The following is a 19,379-nucleotide window of genomic DNA, read 5'->3' as shown; positions in this document are numbered from 1 at the left end:
GTCCCTCAGTAGGCGAAGGCGAGGGGCTTGTCGGCGTCGTCGCCGTCGGACGGTCCGCGCAGGACCGGGTCCTTCGCGGGTGGCTGCTCGGAGGTGTCCGGGCCCGGCTTGGCGTACTTGACGAGCAGTCCGACCTCGACGACGGCGAGGATCGCGTAGAGCGCCGTCAGGGTGATCAGCGAGGCGGTCTGCAGGCCGACGCCGACGCTGGGGGAGGAGGCGTTGGCCGTCTTCATCAGGCCGAAGACCACCCAGGGCTGGCGGCCCATCTCGGTGAAGATCCAGCCGAAGCTGTTGGCGATCAGCGGGAAGCCCATGGTGAGGATGCCGATCCGCCAGCTCCACCGGGTGAAGAAGGTGTTCATCTCGCGGTGCTTGGTCAGCATCAGGCGGGGCGGTTCGTCGTCGCCGGTGCGGTACTCCTCGGCGATCCAGAACTTCCGCCGGGTCGTCCAGAGGCCGATCAGCGCGGCGACGAAGGAGGTCATGCCGAAGCCGATCATGAGGCGGAAGCCCCAGTAGGTGACGAAGATGCTGGGGATGTAGTCCTCGGGCTGCCCGCCGTACTTGGCGGCCTCGGCCTCCGCGGTGTCGTTGATGCCGGGGACGGCGGTGGAGAAGTCGCTGTGGGCGAGGAAGGACAGCAGTCCGGGGACCTCCAGCTCGACCGAGTTGCGGCCCTGGGAGACGTCGCCGACCGCGAAGATCGAGAAGGGGGCGGGCGCCTGGGTGTCCCAGAGCGCCTCTGCGGCGGCCATCTTCATCGGCTGCTGCTCGAACATGACCTTGGCCAGGGTGTCGCCGCTGACGGCGGTGCCGAGGCCCGCGACCACGGCCATCACCAGGCCGACCCGCAGCGAGGTGCGCATCGCGGCGGTCTTCCTCCGGTCCTCCACCTTGCCCCGCTTGGCCTTCCACAGGTGGTACGAGGCGATGCCGACCACGAAGGCGGCGCCGGTGAGGAAGGCGGCGGTCAGGGTGTGGAAGACCTGGACGAGGGTGGTGTTCTGGAACAGGACCCGGGCGATGTCGGTGAGCTGGGCCTTGCCGGTGGCCGGGTCGATCCGGTAGCCGACCGGGTGCTGCATCCAGGAGTTGGCGGCGAGGATGAAGTACGCCGAGAGCGCGGTGCCGATCGCCACCATCCAGATGCAGGCGCAGTGGATCTTCTTCGGCAGCCGGTCCCAGCCGAAGATCCACAGGCCGATGAAGGTGGACTCGAAGAAGAAGGCGATCAGCGCCTCCATGGCGAGCGGTGCGCCGAAGACGTCGCCGACGAAGCGCGAGTAGTCGGACCAGTTCATGCCGAACTGGAACTCCTGGACGATGCCGGTGACCACGCCCATCGCGATGTTGATCAGGAAGAGCTTGCCCCAGAACTTGGTGGCGTGGAAGTACTTCTCCTTGCCGGTGCGGACCCAGGCGGTCTCCAGGCCGGCGACGGTGGCGGCCAGGCTGATCGTCAGCGGGACGAAGAGGAAGTGGTAGACGGTGGTGATGCCGAACTGCCATCTCGCCACGGTCTCGTGGGCGACTGCTAGGTCCACAGCGCTCTCCTGACAATATGCCCTTACCGGACAATCGGGTGTCTAGCACGCATCCGCGTCGAAGCATGCCAAGCTTGTCCGCTTGTGAACGTGAACACGTTCACAAGCGAAGTATGCACCACCCCTACATCGGGAGATGCGGCGGGGTGTGGTTTTGCGTCCATCGGATGATCCGACGGAATCCGGAGGCCTCACAACCGGCAGCCGGGAGGACCGGTTCGACGTCCCGGCACTTGACAGGGTCGGGCAGCGGGCCGGCGGGTCAGAGCTGGCGGGGCAGCAGCACCCTGAACGCGGCGCCCGCGCCGGGCGCGGTGTCCAGCGTCAGCGTGCCGCCGTGCGCGCCCACCAGCGCGGAGGCGATGGCCAGGCCGAGGCCCGCTCCCCCGCCCTCCCGGCGGCTGCGCGAGGCGTCCACCCGGTAGAACCGCTCGAAGACGAGGGAGGCCTGATCGCCCGTCATCCCCGGGCCCCGGTCGGCCACCTCCAGCAGGCAGCGGCCGTCCACCGATCCGACGCCGATCCGCACCGCGGTGCCCGGCGGGGTGTGCTTGACCGCATTGCCGACCAGGTTGGTGACGACCTGGCGCAGCCGCGACTCGTCGCCGAGGACGGGCGCGGCCTGCGGGGCGCCGGAGCCGTCCGGTCCGGTGAGCGAGACGGGGCGTCCCGGATCGAGGGCGGTCAGGTCGTGCAGTGCGTCCGCGGCGAGGGTGCGCAGGTCCATCGGGGCGAGGTCGAGCGGGCGCTCCTCGTCCAGCCGGGCCAGCATCAGCAGGTCCTCGACCAGGCCCCCCATCCGGACGGCCTCCGCCTCGATCCGGTCCATCGCCCGGTCGGTGTCCGGCAGCGCCCCCATCCGGTGCAGTTCGGCGAAGCCGCGGATGCCGGCCAGCGGGGTGCGCAGCTCGTGCGAGGCGTCGGCGACGAAGCGGCGCATCCGGGCCTCGGACTCGGCGCGGGCCGCGAAGGCCGCCTCGATCTGCGCGAGCATCCCGTTGAGCGCCGCGGACAGCCGGCCGACCTCGGTGCCGGGGGCGAGTTCGGGCATCCGGTGGGAGAGCTCGCCGGAGGCGATCCGGGCGGCGCCCTCCTCGATCCGGCGCAGCGGGCTCAGCCCGGCCCGGACGGCGAACAGTCCGAGCACGGCGATCAGCAGCAGGACGGCGCCGCCGATCGCCAGGAACGCGGTGCGCAGCCGCTGGACGGTGCCCCGGACGTCGTCCAGCGAGACCGCCACCAGCACGTAGGCGGGCAGCGGTTGGGCCTGGGAGGGCTGGGCGGCCGTGCCCGGGGCGGCACTCGGGCCGGCGCCCGGCATACCGACGGCGGCGGACGGGTCGACCGGCAGCACCAGCACCCGCCATTCGCCGCCGCCGTGCTCGGCCGGGACGTCGAAGGCGGTGAGCCGGCTCTCCGCCAGTCTTCGGCCGGTGAGGCCGGTGAGGGAGGGGGCGCCGTCGGAGTCGCTGACCGGCTGGCGCAGCACCGTCTCCACCGCGCCGTCCGCACCGAGGTACTGGACGACGTACTGGCTGGGCAGGAACTGGTTGATCCGGCGGCCCGCACCGGCCCCGGCGCCCTGGCCCGCGCTGTCGCCCTGCTGACCCGCGCCGGCCCGCTGGCCGGTGCCCTGGCCCGGGGTCTGCTGCACCCGGCCGGGGACGCGGCGGGCGAGCGGCTCGCCGAAGCGCCGCAGCTGCTGGTCGGTGCGCTCGACCAGCTGGTTCTGGACGGTGCCGATCACCAGGGTGTCGCTCACCACCAGGCCGGTCGCGACCAGCAGCAGGGCCAGCACGAGCAGCCGGACGCGCAGGGAGAGCCGGGCCAGCACGGGTCAGACCTGCTGGGGCCGGCGCAGCGCGTAGCCGATGCCGCGGACGGTGTGGATCAGCTTGGGGCCGTGCACGGCGCCGCCGGAGTCGAGCTTGCGGCGCAGGTAGGAGATGTAGGACTCGACGATGGAGAGGTCGCCGCCGAAGTCGTACGCCCACACGTGGTCGAGGATCTGCGCCTTGGAGACCACCCGGCCGACGTTGGCCATCAGGTAGTGCAGCAGCTTGAACTCGGTGGGGGAGAGCGAGACCGTCCGGCCGCCGCGGGTGACCTCGTGGGCGACCGGGTCGAGGGTGAGGTCGGCGACGATCAGCCGGCCGTCCTCGGCGGGGCCGCCGGCCCGGCGGAGGATGGCCCGGATGCGGGCGATGAGCTCCTCCAGGCTGAACGGCTTGGTGACGTAGTCGTCGGCGCCGAGGGCGAGGCCCTGCACCTTGTCGCCGGTGCCGTCGCGGGCGGTGAGCAGCAGGACGGGGACGTGCTCGCCCGCCGTCGGCCACTGGGTCTGGTCGCGCAGCCGCTCGACCACGGTGAAGCCGTCGAGGTCGGGCAGCATCACGTCGAGGACGACGAGGTCGGGCCGCTCGGCGGCGACGGCGGCGAGGGCCTCCTCGCCGGTCGCCGCCGACGCGACCCGGAACCCGGAGAAGCGCAGGCTGGCGGAGAGCAGTTCGCGGATGTTCGGCTCGTCGTCGACGACGAGGAGGAACGCCTCACCGGGAGCGGCCGCCCCGCCTACGGTCTGTGCTGTCCCTGACACGTGCCCTGCGCCTCCCGGTCCTCACGAAATCTTCTCATCGGACGATAGCCCGGGAAGGCTATGCGGGGTTGATGAAAGTTGGATGATTGTCGGCCCCGTCATCGTAGGCGGCGTCCCAGGCTACCCGGCGGCCGCCGTCGTCGCCGCGGCTCCGCGGGCCCGGGCCGCTTGGCGTAGAGCACCGTCCACACCGCCAGAACGGCGGTAGACCACCACGTCGGCGATCGGCCACAGGCCGGAGAGCAGCAGGGCCGTCACCTCGCTGTGGCCGTGCTCGACGAGCTGGTCGTAGGTGAGGATCGGCGCCACGACGTTCAGGCCGATCGTCAGTATCCGGCCCAGCGCGGTCGATCCGCTGCGGGCAGGCTTGTTCCCCGACACGGCTTCCCCCCGAATTCTCCGTGCATGTCGAACCTCGGCAGCCCAGGTGATGCCGCGTCGGACCTGCCGGGAAGGAGAAGGTCAAGGAGACGGGCGGGGTCGGACCACCGGTCCGGCCCCGCCCGGGTTCGGGGGGTCAGCGGCTCCCGGTGCCGCCGGCCGCAGCGGCGCCGGTGCCGCGGGCACCGCCGAAGGCGCCCGCGGCGGCGCCCTCGGTGAGCTGGGTGGCCGTGTAGGAGCCGTCCGACCCCTTCCGGCCGAGCACGGTGACGGTCTGTCCGGGCTGCAGGTCGCCGACCTTGCCGTCCTTGTTGAGGGTGACCTTGGTGGAGTCCCCGGTGGTGACCTTGACGGTGTTGCCGGAGGCGTCGGTCAGGTAGACGGTCGTCCCGTCCACCGAGGCGACGGTGCCGCGGGTGAAGCCGGCGTTCTGCCCGCCGCCGGGCAGGGCGCCGCCCGCCGCCGCGTTCCCGTTCCCGGCCCGGCCGCCGTAGCCGCCGGCCCCGCCGAAGCCGCCGTAGCCCCCGAAGCCGCCCGGACCGCCGGCGCCCTGGCGGCCGGAGGCGACCTGGCCGCCACCGGCCCCGTCGCCCTTCTGGAACCACACCCCGCCCGCGAAGGACAGGGTGGCGATCACCGCACCGGCCAGCACCAGGGTGGGCCAGGGCAGGCGGGGCCGGGGCGGGGCGGCGAGCTCCGCGGCGATGTCGCGGGCGTCGGGCGCGGTGGAGAGCAGCTCGGTCGCCTCGACCGGGCCGAGGGGGCGGCCGGGCTCGTTCTCGCTGGTCATGTCGGATGCTCCTGGGTCACTCGTGGCGGAGGGCTTCGATCGGGCGCAGCGAGGCGGCCCGGCTGGCGGGGTAGCTGCCGAAGAACAGTCCGATGGCGACGGCGATGCCGAAGGCGCCGAGGACGGACTCCGGGATGACCACCGGCTCGATGCCGACGATCGTGAAGTGCGAGCCGATCAGGCCGGCGGCGACGCCGAGGCCGGCGCCGGTCACCGAGAGCAGGGTGGACTCGGTGAGGAACTGGCCGAGGATGACCCCGCGCGGGGCGCCGAGCGCCTTGCGGATGCCGATCTCCCTCGTCCGCTCGGTGACGGTGACCAGCATGATGTTGGTGATGCCGATGCCGCCGACCAGCAGCGAGATCGCCGCCACCGCGCCGAGCAGCACGGTGAACGTCTTGGTGGTGGACTCCCGGGCGGTGAGCAGCGAGGTCTGGCTGCTGATCCGGAAGTCCGCCTTGGTCGCGTCGGTGATGGCGTGGGTGCCCATCAGGATCCGGGTGATGTCGCTCTGCGCCTCGGTGGTGGCCTCGGCGGAGGCGGCCTGGACCATGATCTGGTTGACCGAGCCGAAGCCGGTGAAGGCGTTCTGCACGGTGGGCAGCGGGGCGATCACCACGTCGTCCGGGTCGTTGAAGCCGGTGGATCCCTTGGCGGTGAGCACGCCGACCACGGTGAACGGGGTGCCGCCGATGGTGATCCGCTTGCCGACCGGCTCCTCGGTGTCGAAGAGCTGCTTGGCGGTGGTGGAGCCGATCACCGCCACCTTGCGGGAGTTGAGGACGTCGTCGTTGGAGAAGTAGTCGCCGTCCCTGACCTTCTGGTTGGCGGTCTCGAAGTACGCCGGGTAGGTGCCGACGATCGAACCCGGCTGGTACGAGATGTTCCCGTACAGCGCGGTGCCGGTGGTGGTGACGACCGGTGCCACCCACTTGATCGACTTGGCGTCGGCGTCGGTGGCGAGCGCCTTGGCGTCGGCCACGGTGAGCGCCTTGGCGGCCGTGGCGGACCCGCGGCCGGCGTTGGAGGAGACGGTCAGCGCGTTGGTGCCGAGCGAGGTGATGGACGCCTTCACCGCCTCCGACGAGCCGTTGCCGACGGCGAGCAGCAGGATCACCGAGGCGACGCCGATGAGCACGCCGAGCATGGTGAGCGCGGAGCGGACCTTGTTGGCGACCAGGCCGCCGACCGCGAAGCGGATCATCTGCCAGAGGATCATACGGGCACCTCCGCGGCGAGGGCGGGCGGCGGGCCGTCCACCGGCGCGCGGCGGACGTCGTCCACGATCGCGCCGTCGACCAGCCTGAGCACCCGCTTGGCGTGCAGGGCGACCTCGTCCTCGTGGGTGATCACCACGACGGTGCGGCCGGAGGCGTTGAGCCGGTCGATGATCGCCAGCACCTCGGCGGTGGAACGGGAGTCGAGGTTGCCGGTCGGCTCGTCGGCCAGCAGCATGGCGGGCGCGGTGACCAGGGCGCGGGCGACCGCGACGCGCTGCTGCTGGCCGCCGGAGAGCTCGTTGGGCTTGTGCCCGGCGCGGTCGGCGAGGCCGACCAGCTCCAGCGCGGCCAGGGCCCGGCGGCGCCGTTCGGCGGACCGCACCCCGGCGTAGGCGAGCGGCAGCTCGACCTGGGCCAGGGCGGTGGTGCGGGGCACCAGGTTGAACGACTGGAAGACGAAGCCGATCTTGCGGTTGCGCACCAGCGAGAGCCGGCCCTCGTCGAGGTGGCCGACGTCGGTGCCGTCGAGCAGGTAGCGGCCGGAGGTCGGGACGTCCAGGCAGCCGAGGATGTTCATCAGGGTGGACTTGCCGGAGCCCGAGCTGCCCATCACCGCGACGTAGTCGCCCTCCTCGATGTCGAGGCTGACGCCCAGCGGCTCGCCGGTGCCCGGTGCCGACGGGCCGCGCAGCGCGTGCACGGCGGAGTCGCCCTGGCCGTAGGACTTGGTGACCCGGCTGATCCGGATCACCGGGGGCTTGGTGGCGGCCATCAGCGGGTGCCGCCGCCGGTACGGGTGCCGCCGGTGGTGCGGGCACCTCCGCCGCCGAGGCCGCCTGCTCCGCCCGCGGCACCGAGGCCGCCGGCCGCCCCGCCCGTGCCCGGGAAGGCGCCGTTCGGGAAGCCGTTGCCGGTGGCGGCGGTGGTGGAGGTCAGCTCGACCTTGTCACCCTCGGTGAGGCCCTCGACCACCTGGACGGTGGTGTCGCCCTCGATGCCGACGGTGACCGACACCCGCTCGGTGGAGCCGTCCTCGTGGACGAGGGTGGCGGTGCGGGAGCTACCGGTGCCGGCCAGTGCGGCGGTGGGCACCGAGAGCGCGTCGTCGGCCTCGCCGACGACCACCGAGATGGTCGCGCTCAGGCCGGTGCGCAGCTTGCTGGTGTCGCTGGTGATCTGCAGCACCGCGCCGTACTGGACGGCGCTGCTGCCGTTGCCGCCGGAGGAGCTGGGCAGCGAGCTGACGGACAGCACCGTGGCGTTCAGCTTGGTGTCGGACTGCGCGTTCAGGGTGACGGTGGCGGACTCGCCCTTCTTGAGCTTGAGCGAGTCGAGCTCGGAGAAGTCGGCGGTCACCTGCATGCCGCTCGGGTTGGTCAGCACCACGAAGCCGCTGGGGATGGTGGAGGAGGACGTGCTGCTGCCCGTGCCCGTGCCGCTGGTGCTCTTGCTGCCGGTGCCCGAGGCGCCGCTGCCGGAGGAGCTGCCCGTGCCGCTCACGGTGTCGCCGACCCTGCCGGCCACCGAGGCGACGGTGCCGTCCGCGGTGGCCTTGAGGGTGGTGCCGTCGAGGGCCGCCTCGGCGTTGGTGAGGGCCGTCTCGGCGGAGTCCACCTGCTGCTGGGCCTGGGCGACCTGGGCGGCGTCCACCTTGGTGGTGGTCGTGGTGGTCGGCGTCTGCTGGGCGCTGCTGCCACTGCGGCCGCCGGTGGTGCCGGCGGTCGATCCGCCGGAGCCGCCGGACGTGGCGGTGACGGTCTCACCGGCCTTGGCCTTGGTGAGATTGGCCTTGGCGGTGGACAGCGCGGACTCGGCGGCGTCCACGTCCTGCTGGGCGGCGGTGGTGTCGACCGTGGCCAGCACCTGGCCCTTGGTCACGGTGTCGCCGACGGCGACCTTGACCGAGGTGAGCTTGCCGCCGGTGACGAAGTCCTGCCCGGTGTCGGAGGGCGAGGAGAGCGTGCCGGAGCCGGACACGGTGGCCAGGACCGTGCCCTTGGCCACGGTGGCGGTGCGGACGCGGGTACCGCTCGCTGCGGAGCCGGTCCCGGAGTCCACGGTGGTGTACGCGAGCGCGGCCCCGCCCACCAGGGCCACACCGAGCGCGGAGTTGACGAGGACGGCACCACGCCGTCGCGGGAGCACCTTCATGGCGGACAGCTTCGCGCCGCGCTCTTTCCGCTTCCTGGCGTCGTCCTGGGAGCCTGCTGAGCCCTCCGATCCGGACAATCGCGGCAAAGCATGCCTGTCGGGCGGATCCCTCTACCTGCCGGGGATGAAGCGTTGATCCGCCTCCCAGCGAGTTCCCGGCGTTTGTCCGCCGCTTTCTGAACCGGCACGGGCAGGGGCCCGCCGCCGTGACCGGCGACGGGCCCCTGCGGGCGGACGGCTCAGAGCTCCTTGCGGAAGGCCTCGGCGGTCGCCAGGAAGATGTCGTTGCCGGCGGTCTCGCCGATCGACACGCGGACGCCCTCGCCCGGGAACGGCCGCACCACGACCCCGGCGGCGGCGCAGGCCGCGGCGAAGTCCACCGTGCGCTCGCCGAGCCGCAGCCAGACGAAGTTGGCCTGCGACTCGACGACGGCCGTCCAGCCCTGGGCACGCAGCGCGGCCAGCACCCGGGTGCGCTCGGCCACCAGCGACTCGACCCGCTCCAGCAGCGCCTCCTCGGCGCGCAGCGAGGCGACGGCCGCGTCCTGGGCGAGCTGGCTGACGCCGAACGGCACGGCGGTCTTGCGCAGCGCGGTGGCGACCGGCTCGTGGGCGATCGCGAAGCCGACCCGCAGGCCCGCCAGGCCGTACGCCTTGGAGAAGGTGCGCAGCACGCAGACGTTCGGCCGGTCGCGGTAGAGGTCGATGCCGTTGGGCACCTCGGCGTCCCGGATGAACTCGATGTACGCCTCGTCGACGACGACCAGGACGTGGCCCGGGACGGCGTCGAGGAAACGCTCCAGCTCGGCGCGGTGGATCACGGCGCCGGTGGGGTTGTTCGGGTTGCAGACGAAGATCAGCCGGGTGCGGTCGGTGACCGCGGCCAGCATGGCGTCGAGGTCGTGCTCCTCGTCCGCGGTGAGCGGGACGGGCACGGGGGTGGCGCCGGCCACCTGGGTGATGATCGGGTAGGCCTCGAAGGAGCGCCAGGCGAAGATCACCTCGTCGCCGGGGCCGGCCGTGGCGAGCACCAGGGACTGGGCGACGCTGACCGAGCCGGTGCCGGTCGCGACGTGCTCGGCGGGGACGCCGAACCGCGCGGCGAGCTCCTCGGTGAGGCCGGTGACGGCCATGTCCGGGTAGCGGTTGAACGAGCCCGCGGCGGCGGTGACCGCCTCCAGCACGCCGGGCAGCGGCGGGTACGGGTTCTCGTTGGAGGACAGCTTGTACGCGTCGGCACCGGCCGGCTTGCCCGGCTTGTAGATGGGGATGCCGTCCAGGGTCGGCCTCAGCCGGGGCCCCTGCGCTGCGGTACCGCTCACGGTCGTTCTCCTTCTGTGCTCTCTCGGGCGCACACGTGCCGGCCGCGCACGCCGGGTTCGCCGATCCCGCGCCGCCCCTCGCCACACACCCGCGCCACCCCGGTCGGGTGCCCCGCACGATACCGGCCGGGCTCACCCGTGCGGGTGAGATGCCCGATCGGGTTACGGGTGCAGATCAGCCATTCTGCCGCGTTCCGACGGCACATGTCAGAGGTAAGAGGCCCGGATCGGCGCAAGTATCGAAGGGTGCTATCCGTCCCGACTCTTGGAGAAACGTATCTTCAGACCGGTGGCCGGCCCCGGTCACAGCCCGCTGTCATGCGCCATACGATCGGTTCGCCATGACAGCAGCAGCCAACCAGAGCGGTCGGCGGTCCACCTCGCGGCGCCTGGAGCGGGCCGGCATCCGGGACGTGGCGGCGGCCGCCGGAGTGTCGATCACCACGGTCTCGGACGCCCTCAACGGGAAGGGCCGCCTGCCCGACGAGACCAGAAGCAGGGTGCGCGAGGTCGCCGAGCGCCTGGGCTACCGGCCCTCCGCGGCCGCCCGCACCTTGCGCACCGGCCGCTCCGGCCTGATCGGCCTCACGGTCACCACCTACGGCGAGGAGCCGTTCACCTTCACCGAGTTCGCCTACTTCGCCGAGATGGCGCGGGCGGCCACCAGCGCGGCACTCGGCCGCGGGTTCGCGCTGGTCGTCCTCCCGGCCTCCTCCCGGCACGACGTCTGGAGCAACATCGCCCTGGACGGCACGGTGGTCATCGACCCGCCCGACCAGGACCCGCTGGTCACCGAGCTCTACCGCTCCGGCGTGCCGGTGGTCAGCGACGGCAAGCCGGGCAACTGCCCGGTCACCGCCTGGGTCGACAACGACCACGAGGCCGCCGTCCTCGACATCCTGGAGCACCTCTCCGAGGCCGGCGCCCGCCGGATCGGCCTGCTCACCGGCACCAGCACCGACACCTACACCCGGCTCTCCACCGAGGCCTACCTCGGCTGGTGCCACCGGGTCGGCCAGGAGCCGGTCTACGAGGCCTATCCCGCGCACGACCCGGCCGCCGGCGCCGTCGCCGCCGACCGGCTGCTCGCCCGCCCGGACCGCCCGGACGCGGTGTACGGGCTGTTCGACCCGAACGGCACCGACCTGCTCGCCGCCGCCCGCCGCTACGGCCTGCGGGTCCCCGACGACCTGCTGCTGGTGTGCTGCAGCGAGAGCGACGTGTACGCCGGCACCGAGCCGCCGATCACCACCCTCTCGCTCAAACCGCGCAAGATCGGCACCACCGTGGTCAACCTGCTGATCGACGCCATCGAGGGAGTCGACTCCGGCACCGGCGCGGCCGCCGGCGGGCGCGGCGAGGGCGCGCGGCTCTTCCCGCCGCGCTTCCGCACCGCGGGGACGGGCCCGCCGCCCGGCACCCTGATGCCCACCGAGCTGATCGTCCGGGCCTCCTCCCAGCGGCGCAGCCCCCGCAGGACGGTCAGCCCGCCCCGCACCCCGGGCAAGGTGTAGGGGTGCCGCCCAAGGCACTTGGGCGGCACCCCGGGGCGCGGCCCACGACCGGAGTACGGGGACGCCCCGGAGGTCCGGACAGCGCCCGCGCCCGTGACGCACCGAATGATTGGATGCCCACCAGGTGAGGACGGCGGGAGAGTGGTCTTCCTATGATGGTCGAATGACACCCGAGGACCGCTTCCCCGGGCCTGAGCAGCCCCACTCAGGCCCCCGCCACCACCAGGACCTCGACGTGCTCCCGTACGGCACCTACTACGAGCCCGCCGAGCCGCCGGCGGGCTACGGATACGACGAGACGTACAGCGGCTACGGCGGCGCCCACTACCTCGAGCAGCACTGGCACGCCCCGGGGCACCCGGCGGATCCGCACGCCCCGGCCGGCCACGACGCCACCGTGCAGCTCGGCACCCTGCACGCCGCCGGGCACGACCCCGCGGCCGCCCAGGAGCAGGCGCAGGCGCCCGCCGTGCCCCGCGAGGACCCGCCGACGATCGAGCTCGGGCCTCCGCTGACCGAGCAGCCGGTCAACTTCCCGTACCCGCAGCCCGAGCCCGGCGAGGCCCCCGGCCCGCTGTACGTGATCGGCGACGTGCACGGCTACCTCGACGAGCTGCTCGCCGCGCTGCGGCAGGCCTCCCTGATCGACTCCGAGGGCCACTGGGCCGCAGGCCGTTCCCGGGTCTGGTTCCTCGGCGACTTCACCGACCGCGGCCCGGACGGCATCGGCGTGATCGAGCTGGTCATGCAGCTCGCCGCGGAGGCCGCCGCGGCCGGCGGCTACTGCCGCGCCCTGATGGGCAATCACGAACTGCTCTTCCTCGGCGCCGCCCGCTACGGCGACGAGCCCGTGCAGTCCACCGCCGGCACCGCCTCCTTCCTCGCCGCCTGGCGCCTCAACGGCGGCCAGCAGCACGACCTGGAGCGGCTGGAGTCGCACCACATCAGCTGGCTCTCCCGGCTGCCCGCCATGGCGCTGGAGGACGGCCACCTGCTGCTGCACTCCGACACCACCGCGTACCTGGAGTACGGCGACTCGATCGCCGAGGTCAACGACGCCGTCCACGACCTGCTGGCCGACGAGGGCGTCGACGAGTGGTGGGACTGCTTCCGCCGCTTCACCAAGCGCTTCGCCTTCCGCGGCGAGAACGGCCCGACCGCCGTCCACGAGCTGCTCGCCGCCTACGGCGGCTACCGCGTGGTGCACGGCCACAGCCCGATCCCGTACCTCACCGGCGCGGTGCACGCCGACGACAGCGCCCCGCCGCACGTCCCCGGCCCGTACATCTACGCCGACGAGCTGGCCATCGCGATGGACGGCGGCGTCACCATGGACGGCCGGCTGCTGATCGCCCGACTGCCGGTGAACTGAACTCCGCAGGACCTGTCCTGACTCTGCGTCAGGACAGGTCCACGGAACGTCGGAACACGGGCTGAACGGCCGCCGCCCGAGCACCTGACTGCCGTCGGAAGCACTGAAAATCCGGAAAGCGACTGTCTGAGTCTCAGTGGTCACCCCTACCATCGAGGCACCGCGCAGCCGCCCGCCCGCCACCGGGCCGCCGCGCCGCACCAGTCCACCTCCGTGAATCAGCGGAACGGGGTCCCCATGACCGACGCCCCGCACCTGCTCGCCGAGGACCGCCCGGACTACGAGCGCATCCTCGACGAAGCACTGCGCGACGGAACCATCCTCGAAGCACTGAGCGCGCCCGAACCCCACCTCAACACCGAGCAGCTGCGCACCAAGGCCATGCTCAACGCCGGTGCGGTGGCCTCGGCCGCCGCACCGGAGTACCGCCACTACATCGGCCTGCGCGACGACCTCAGACACGCCCCCGCCGCCGAGGGCACCGGCCTCGGCGGCGAGCTCTCCGGACGGCTGCGCTCCGACGAAGGGGCCGGACTCTTCCCGGTGCTCACCGTGCTCGCCCCCGTCCTCTCCTGGGCCGCGGCCGCCCTGCTGCTGGCCATCGGCTACCTGCTGCGCGCCGTCCGGCCCGCCCTGCCGCTCGGCCGCAGCGTGGTCACCGCAGGCTGGGCGGCCATCGCGGTGGGCACCGCCGCGATGGCCGTCGGCATCGTCGGCCTGCTGCTCACCGCCCTGCGGGACGGCTCCGCCGGGCCCGCCGGACAGGACCCGAACCTCGCCGCCGACGTCGCCGAGGCCCGCCGGGCCTGGCACACCGCCCTGCTCGAACGGGCCCTGCTCCCCTACCTGCACGACAACCTGGGCTCCGACCCGGCGCTCTCGCCGCAACCCGCCGGGCGGCCGGTGCCCCCGGACCTGCTCAGCCCCGGATACAGCCGGCCCGGGTACAGCAGCGCGGGGTTCAGCAGCCCCGGGGTGGAAGGGCTCACCGACCCCGAGGGGCGGGAGCCCCGGACGGCCGAGTTCACCGGGCCCGGTTACACCCCGCCCGGCTTCACCGGGCCCGACGAGGTCGCCCCCTGAGGCGCCGCCGCACCCCCCGTCGCTCCGTCAACCGGCGCCCCGGCGGCTCACCCGGACGGGGTGTCATCCTGCTCCGAGCGGCGCACATCACTCGTGGTCCGCAGAACCGAACGGGCCCACCGGCCCATCATCCCCGGCATGAAGACCTCTCCGCGGACCGTGCGGGCCGTGACGGTGGTCGCCGCCACCCTGGTGATCACCGCCTTCGTGCTGCCCGACAGCCTCCACACGGGCAGTGTGCGGGGCGCCGGCCGCCCGGCGGCACCGCCCGCGGCCTTCCCGCCGCCCGCCCTGGACGCGACCGCCGCCGGTGTGCTCGCCGCCGCCGTGCCGCCGGTCGGCCTCCGCTGCCCGTCGCTCGCCGTGGTCGGCCACCGGGGCGCTCCGCGCGCCGCCGCCGAGAACACCATGGCCGCTTTCCGGGCCGCCCTCGACGGCGGCGCGGACTGGCTGGAGACCGACGTGCAGACCACCCGGGACGGCGTCCCCGTGCTGATGCACGACGCGACCGTCGACCGGGTCACCAACGGGCACGGCAAGGTCTCCGACCTGACGGCGGCCCAGATCGCCGCCCTCCGGGTCACCGTCGGCCCCGGCCCGGCGCAGCCCGTCCCCACCCTGCAGGAGCTGCTCGACGAACTCGCCGGCACCTCCACCCGGCTGCTCATGGAGATCAAGGAGCAGCGCAGCCCCCAGGACGCGGCCCGGATCGCCCGGACCGCCGCCGCGAGCGGGGCCGACGTGGTGCTGTACTCGTTCTTCCCCGCGCTCCTGCAGGCCGCCCACGAAGCCGCCCCGGAGCTGCCCGTCGTCCTGCTCCAGGGCGCTTTCCTGTCCAACGACCCCGGCCGGCTGCGGCTGGACGCCATCGCCCTCGACGAACAGCTCGCCACCCCCGAGCGGATCGCCCGCGAGCACGCCGCGGGCCGGCAGGTCTACGTGTGGACGCTCGACCGGGAGGCCGCCTGGAGGACCATGGCCGACCGGCACGCCGACGGCCTGATCACCGACGTCCCGGCGGCCGCCCGCACCTGGACCGACGCCAACTGCCCGCCGGTGCTCTGACGGGGCGTCGGGCGTGCCTCGCCGCCGGGCCCTGCGGCGGGGGCCGGCGGCCGAGTGCCCGGCCGGTGGTCAGCGGTCAGCGGTCAGCGGTCAGCGGTCAGCGGTCAGCGCAGGATGCCCGCCCGGCGGGCGGCGGCCAGCCAGGACGGGAACTCCGTCAGCAGCCGGTCGTAGAGCTCGGGGTCGGAGATCGAGTCGATGTCGTCGACGGCGAAGAAGCCCACGTTGTCGACCCGCCGGCCGGACAGCGTGTCGAACCGCTCCAGCACGCCGTAGTCCGCCTGCCCGAGCCCCACGAACTGCCAGAAGACCGGCTCCTCGACGGCCTCCCGCAGCTCCTGCTCGATCGCCGCGTTGCGGTAGACCCCGCCGTCGGAGAAGAACAGCACCAGGGTCGGCTCGGCCGTCGGATCGGCCCGCACGTGGTCGCGGACCTCGGCGATGACCTTCTGCTCCTCGTTCTGGATGCCCACCATGCGCATGTCGACCTGGCCCGGCAGCAGGCCGCGCCGCGGCTTCTTCGGCCGCCCGAAGAGGGTCAGCTCGCCGACCCGCACATGGCGGGGAATCCACTCCGCCAGCTCGGCGAGGTGCAGGTCCGGCAACCGGGCGGGGTGGGTGGCGAAGGTCCACGCGGACATCCGGCCGTCCTCCGCGAGCTGGGCGGCCACCGCGGCCATCCGCTCCACCACCCCGGCCACCGTGCCGCGGCGGTAGAGCCCGGCCATGGACCCGGAGGCGTCCAGCACCAGCACCACCCGGGCCCTGACGCCCGCCGCGCCGTGCTTCTCCAGGCTGACCGCGACCTGCTGCTTGCGCAGCGAGAGCCGTTTGCGCAGGTCGATCGGCAGCGCGTCCTCCGGCGCGGCCCGGCCGGGCTCGGGTGGGGGCGGGACCGGCGCGGCGGCCGGTGCGGGCGGGAGCGGCGCGAGTGGGGGCGGGACCGGGGTCGGTACGGGCTCCGGCGCGTCCGTGGCGGCGGGTGCCGGCTCGACGGCGCCGTAGTCGGCGGTCAGGCCGGCCCACCCGTCGGCGTATCCCTGGCCCACCGCACGGAACTTCCACTGGCCGGCCCGGCGGTACAGCTCGCCGCCGACGATCGCGGTCTCCCGGGTGGCCGCCATCGGGAAGCGGGCCACCTCCTCGCCGGTCCCGGCATCCGTCAGCACCAGCTCCAGCGTGCCGAGTCGGCCGAGGGCGCCGCCGTCGGCGGTGGCGCAGAGCAGAATCCGCTCGATCTGCGCCGGGAGCGGGGCGAGGTCGGCCTCGACGGCGCCGCTCCCGGCCGACCGCACCCGCCCTGACGGGTCCGCCGGCCGGCCGCCGCCCACCACGCCGTCGTCGGCCACCCGGCCGTCCGCCCCGAGGAGCAGCGCCCAGACCCGGACGTCCGGCCCGCCGGGCGACCGTGCCCAGGAGAAGGCCGCCCGCACCGACGGCGCCGCGACGACCAGGTTGGCGCCCTTGCCCAGCGAACTCGAGGTCATCCCGCCAGTCTGCCAACAGGCCCGGCGGATCGGCAGCCCCGCCGCTCCGATTGCCGTGGACATTTCAGGAGCGATTCCCGGTGAATACCACGCCGAATTACCGCTGTCCATCACGTAGTGGAACGGCTTGACTACCGATCGCGCCGGACGGTTGGATAACGCCAGTTGCCACCGGCGGGAATTCGCCGGTATTCGGCCTCCGCCGAGGGAGAGTTGTGCCTGAATTCGCCGGGACCGGTCGAATATTTCGCCCCGCCGCCAGCGCCCGGTCGTTCCTGACCGTTTCCGACCGCATTCCCGGTCGCATTCCGTGCTGCGGAGCGCGGGCGTGACAGCATTCCGTCCGGGCGCCGGCCCGCCACTGCCCGCCGTGGTGCGGACGGACGCGGCCGGCCGCCTTGCGACGGTGCTCTCCGCCACCCCGGGCGGGCGGCCGTCCGGCACGCTGACGGTGCTGGGGGACCCGGGCGGAGTGTTCCACCTCGCCTCCGGCATCATCACCGCGGTCGACTCCCCGGGCGCTCCGGACGTCGCCACGCTGCTGCTCCGCTCGGGGCGGATCGGCGCCGCCGACTGGGAGGCCGCCTGCCACGCCGGCGCGGCCGACGGCCGGACGGGCGCCGAACTGGTCGCCCGCCAGCTGCTCGGCGCCACCGAACTCCAGCTGATGTGCATGATGGCCGCCCTGGACGGTGCCTTCGCGGTCGCCGCCGGACGGGTCGACGGATGCACCCTGGCCGGCGGCCCGCCCACCCACCGGCTGCCCGCACCCCAGGGCGTGGAGCCCGAGTGGCTGCTGCAGGAGACCGACCGCCGGCTCCGCGCGCTGGCCGCCCTCCGCCCGCCGCTCTCCCCGCTGCACGACCGGATCGGCCCCGCCCCGGGGGCCGACCGCCGCACTGCCGGCGACGGCCGGGGCAGCCGGCTCACCGGCGAGCGGCGGGAGATCCTGCAGTGCGCCAACGGGCGGCGCAGCGCCCGGGACATCGCCTTCCGGCTCGGCCGCAGCCTCTACGCGGTCACCGTGGAGCTCTCGCGGCTGCTCGCCGACGGACTGGTCGAGATCGTCCCGCCCGGTCCCGCGGTCCCGGTGGCCGGCGGCCGCCCCGGGGTGACGGCGGCCCGCCGCCCGCCGGACCCGCCTCCGGTCCACCAGCCGGCGGGCCGACTGCCGCTGCCCAGGCGCCGCCGGGGGGCCAGCGGCATCAACGACGTCCTGTCGTGGCGGCCCGCGGCCGGCCGCCACCACCGCGCACCCGGTTCCTGAGCGGGCCCGACCGCCCGGCCTTCCGCCGGCGTTTCTGCACCCGGTGCGGCGGGCGGTTCCGGCATGCCGTGGAACGCGGCGCGCGGCCCCGAACAAGGAATTCCAGAACAGGAGAGATGTGAGCAGTGGAAACGGCGAATTGCTCGCCGAAATGCGCACCCTGCGGGACCGGGTGGCGGGTGTCACCGATCTCGCGCTGGCCGCCGTGGACGGTCTGCTGATCACGGCCGACGCCGAGGAGGGGCTCGACACCGAGAGCCTGGCCGCGCTGGCCGCCGCCGCCCTCGGCCTCGCCCGCCGGGCCGGCCAGGCCACCGGCAAGGGCCTGCTGCACCGCACGGTGGCTCAGTTCAGCCACGGCTACGTGGTCGTCCAACCGGTCGGCCGGATGGGCCTGATGACCGTCCTCGGCGACTCGGGCCTGGACGTCGCCCGCCTGCACACCGAGTCGCAGGCCGCGGCCGAGCGGATCGACCGCCTGCTCACCGCCGTACCCCAGGCCTGACACCCCGCCGGCCCGTCCTGCCGGCATTCCGACGTGTTGTCAGCCGTGTTGTCAGCCCCACCGCAGAGAAGGAGCACCATGAACTCACCGCAGGGATTCGGGAGCATGTCCGACCGGGTGCAGAACCTGGTCAAGGGCCTGCGCTCCGAGGTGCCCGAGTGCCTCGCCGCCGGCGTCATCGACATGTCCACCGGCATGCTGCTGTCCGTCGAGACCGTCGACTCCCATCCGCCGGAGGTCCTCGACATGCTGGCCGCCGCCACCCTCGACCTGTTCCAGGGCCGCAACGTGGTGATGATCGAGGGCATCTTCAAGGAACGGCGCGGTGTGGTCAGCGACCGCCACTACTTCCAGGAGATCCTGGTCAACAGCGACAACCTGGCGCACCTCTTCCTCCGCGTCGACAGCGGGGACGAGATCGTCGCCGTCGTCGTCTGCCGCAACACCGTGAACGTCGGCATGCTGTTCGCCCAGTCCCGCCGGGTCCTGAAGGAGACCGGTCGGCTCTGACCGCGGTGACGTGGACGCCCTTCACGGTGCAGTAGCCGCTCGCATTCCCCTGCGGTCACGGGTCGATGCCGAAGCCGGGGGCGGAGCCGCCGGGGTTCGGCAGGAAGTTCAGTCCGAAGAAGGAGAACCCCAGCCGACGCACGGCTGGGGTTCCCTCGGGGCGCTGGGTGTCGGTCAGCGGGTGGAGCCGGCCGTGCCGCAGACTTCCCGTCTACGTGTCGGCAGGCGGCACCCGGTGGCGATCACCGTGGGTGGGGCGGGTCAGCGCTGCAGGGTGAGGACGCCGGGCCGGTACGGCAGCTGGTCGTAGGGGCCGCCCGCGGTGGGGGACTTGCCCTGGTAGAGGAACTGCAGGTTGCAGGGGTCGATGGTCATGGTCTGGTCGGGGTTGCTGCGGACCAGGTCGCCGTGGCTGATGTCGTTGGTCCAGGTGGCACCGCTGTTGGCCTTGCCCGCGAAGGGGTTGCTCTCGCTGGCGGCCTGCGGGGTCCAGGAGCCGTTCAGGCTGGAGGCCGTGAACGAGCGGAAGTAGCGCCCGTTCGCCCCCTGCGCCTCGACGATCATGAGGT

Annotated in this window: 19 protein-coding genes; 8 read left to right on the top strand and 11 right to left on the bottom strand. The window is 73.3% G+C overall.

Annotated elements, in window-relative coordinates; all coding sequences use genetic code 11:
- Positions 1-5: 5 nt before the first annotated feature.
- The 8 genes from AB0M03_RS30890 to AB0M03_RS30855 form a co-directional block, all read right to left on the bottom strand.
- The gene (locus AB0M03_RS30890) at positions 6-1,547 is read right to left on the bottom strand and encodes a cytochrome ubiquinol oxidase subunit I (protein ID WP_363497358.1); all 1,542 of its coding nucleotides are present in this window, start codon (positions 1,545-1,547) and stop codon (positions 6-8) included.
- Between the two features lie 262 nt (positions 1,548-1,809).
- Positions 1,810-3,381 (bottom strand): HAMP domain-containing sensor histidine kinase, encoded by a 1,572-nt coding sequence (locus tag AB0M03_RS30885; protein WP_363497355.1) that lies wholly within the window; start codon positions 3,379-3,381, stop codon positions 1,810-1,812.
- Positions 3,382-3,384: 3 nt separating this feature from the next.
- Positions 3,385-4,143 carry a response regulator transcription factor gene (locus tag AB0M03_RS30880; RefSeq protein ID WP_363497352.1) on the bottom strand — a complete coding sequence of 253 codons (759 nt, stop codon included), beginning with the start codon at positions 4,141-4,143 and terminating at the stop codon, positions 3,385-3,387.
- Positions 4,144-4,263: 120 nt separating this feature from the next.
- Entirely contained in the window at positions 4,264-4,524 is a 261-nt protein-coding gene (locus AB0M03_RS30875) for a hypothetical protein (protein WP_363497349.1), read from the bottom strand.
- Between the two features lie 136 nt (positions 4,525-4,660).
- On the bottom strand, positions 4,661-5,314 hold the full coding sequence (locus AB0M03_RS30870; RefSeq protein ID WP_363497346.1) for a DUF5666 domain-containing protein: 654 nt from the start codon (positions 5,312-5,314) through the stop codon (positions 4,661-4,663).
- Between the two features lie 16 nt (positions 5,315-5,330).
- Positions 5,331-6,533, bottom strand: a complete 1,203-nt coding sequence (locus tag AB0M03_RS30865) for an ABC transporter permease (RefSeq protein WP_363497343.1) — start codon at positions 6,531-6,533, stop codon at positions 5,331-5,333.
- The gene (locus tag AB0M03_RS30860; RefSeq protein WP_363497340.1) at positions 6,530-7,306 is read right to left on the bottom strand and encodes an ABC transporter ATP-binding protein; all 777 of its coding nucleotides are present in this window, start codon (positions 7,304-7,306) and stop codon (positions 6,530-6,532) included. The genes AB0M03_RS30865 and AB0M03_RS30860 overlap by 4 nt, the downstream gene beginning before the upstream one ends.
- Entirely contained in the window at positions 7,306-8,685 is a 1,380-nt protein-coding gene (locus tag AB0M03_RS30855; RefSeq protein WP_363497337.1) for a biotin/lipoyl-binding protein, read from the bottom strand. Before AB0M03_RS30855 ends, AB0M03_RS30860 begins: the two co-directional genes overlap by 1 nt.
- Between AB0M03_RS30855 and AB0M03_RS30850 the strand changes: the two genes are divergently transcribed.
- Positions 8,684-8,821 carry a hypothetical protein gene (locus AB0M03_RS30850; RefSeq protein ID WP_363497334.1) on the top strand — a complete coding sequence of 46 codons (138 nt, stop codon included), beginning with the start codon at positions 8,684-8,686 and terminating at the stop codon, positions 8,819-8,821. The genes AB0M03_RS30855 and AB0M03_RS30850 overlap by 2 nt on opposite strands.
- Before the next feature lie 103 nt (positions 8,822-8,924).
- Here the strand turns inward: AB0M03_RS30850 and hisC are convergent, their stop codons facing one another.
- Positions 8,925-10,007 carry a histidinol-phosphate transaminase gene (gene hisC / locus AB0M03_RS30845; RefSeq protein WP_363497331.1) on the bottom strand — a complete coding sequence of 361 codons (1,083 nt, stop codon included), beginning with the start codon at positions 10,005-10,007 and terminating at the stop codon, positions 8,925-8,927.
- Between the two features lie 341 nt (positions 10,008-10,348).
- On the opposite strand from hisC, the gene AB0M03_RS30840 reads away from it, so the two are divergent.
- The 4 genes from AB0M03_RS30840 (at position 10,349) to AB0M03_RS30825 (ending at position 15,041) form a co-directional block, all read left to right on the top strand.
- Positions 10,349-11,521 carry a LacI family DNA-binding transcriptional regulator gene (locus tag AB0M03_RS30840; protein WP_363497329.1) on the top strand — a complete coding sequence of 391 codons (1,173 nt, stop codon included), beginning with the start codon at positions 10,349-10,351 and terminating at the stop codon, positions 11,519-11,521.
- 163 nt (positions 11,522-11,684) lie between these two features.
- A complete protein-coding gene (locus tag AB0M03_RS30835; RefSeq protein WP_363497326.1) occupies positions 11,685-12,893 on the top strand; it encodes a metallophosphoesterase in 1,209 nt (402 codons plus the stop codon).
- Between the two features lie 237 nt (positions 12,894-13,130).
- Positions 13,131-13,976, top strand: a complete 846-nt coding sequence (locus AB0M03_RS30830) for a hypothetical protein (RefSeq protein WP_363497323.1) — start codon at positions 13,131-13,133, stop codon at positions 13,974-13,976.
- Between the two features lie 138 nt (positions 13,977-14,114).
- Entirely contained in the window at positions 14,115-15,041 is a 927-nt protein-coding gene (locus tag AB0M03_RS30825; protein ID WP_363497320.1) for a glycerophosphodiester phosphodiesterase, read from the top strand.
- 104 nt (positions 15,042-15,145) lie between these two features.
- Here the strand turns inward: AB0M03_RS30825 and AB0M03_RS30820 are convergent, their stop codons facing one another.
- Positions 15,146-16,528 carry a VWA domain-containing protein gene (locus AB0M03_RS30820; protein WP_363497317.1) on the bottom strand — a complete coding sequence of 461 codons (1,383 nt, stop codon included), beginning with the start codon at positions 16,526-16,528 and terminating at the stop codon, positions 15,146-15,148.
- A gap of 328 nt (positions 16,529-16,856) precedes the next feature.
- Here AB0M03_RS30820 and AB0M03_RS30815 point away from each other — a divergent pair, with 328 nt between their 5' ends.
- The 3 genes from AB0M03_RS30815 to AB0M03_RS30805 all read left to right on the top strand — a co-directional run bounded on the left by AB0M03_RS30815 (position 16,857) and on the right by AB0M03_RS30805 (position 18,810).
- Complete coding sequence (locus AB0M03_RS30815; protein WP_363497314.1) at positions 16,857-17,795, top strand: MarR family transcriptional regulator; 939 nt, start codon at positions 16,857-16,859, stop codon at positions 17,793-17,795.
- A gap of 118 nt (positions 17,796-17,913) precedes the next feature.
- Entirely contained in the window at positions 17,914-18,300 is a 387-nt protein-coding gene (locus tag AB0M03_RS30810; protein ID WP_363497311.1) for a roadblock/LC7 domain-containing protein, read from the top strand.
- Positions 18,301-18,405: 105 nt separating this feature from the next.
- On the top strand, positions 18,406-18,810 hold the full coding sequence (locus tag AB0M03_RS30805; RefSeq protein ID WP_363497431.1) for a hypothetical protein: 405 nt from the start codon (positions 18,406-18,408) through the stop codon (positions 18,808-18,810).
- Between the two features lie 261 nt (positions 18,811-19,071).
- On the opposite strand, the gene AB0M03_RS30800 is transcribed toward AB0M03_RS30805, so the two are convergent.
- Positions 19,072-19,379, bottom strand: a 308-nt coding sequence (locus AB0M03_RS30800) for a non-reducing end alpha-L-arabinofuranosidase family hydrolase (protein ID WP_363497308.1), incomplete at its 5' end; no start/stop codon positions are given.

Origin of the sequence: Kitasatospora sp. NPDC051914 (genome assembly GCF_040680995.1) — a bacterium.
Taxonomy (GTDB): Bacteria; Actinomycetota; Actinomycetes; order Streptomycetales; family Streptomycetaceae; genus Kitasatospora.
Note: the sequence above shows the minus strand (reverse complement) of the source record. Positions and strands in the feature narration are given on the sequence as shown.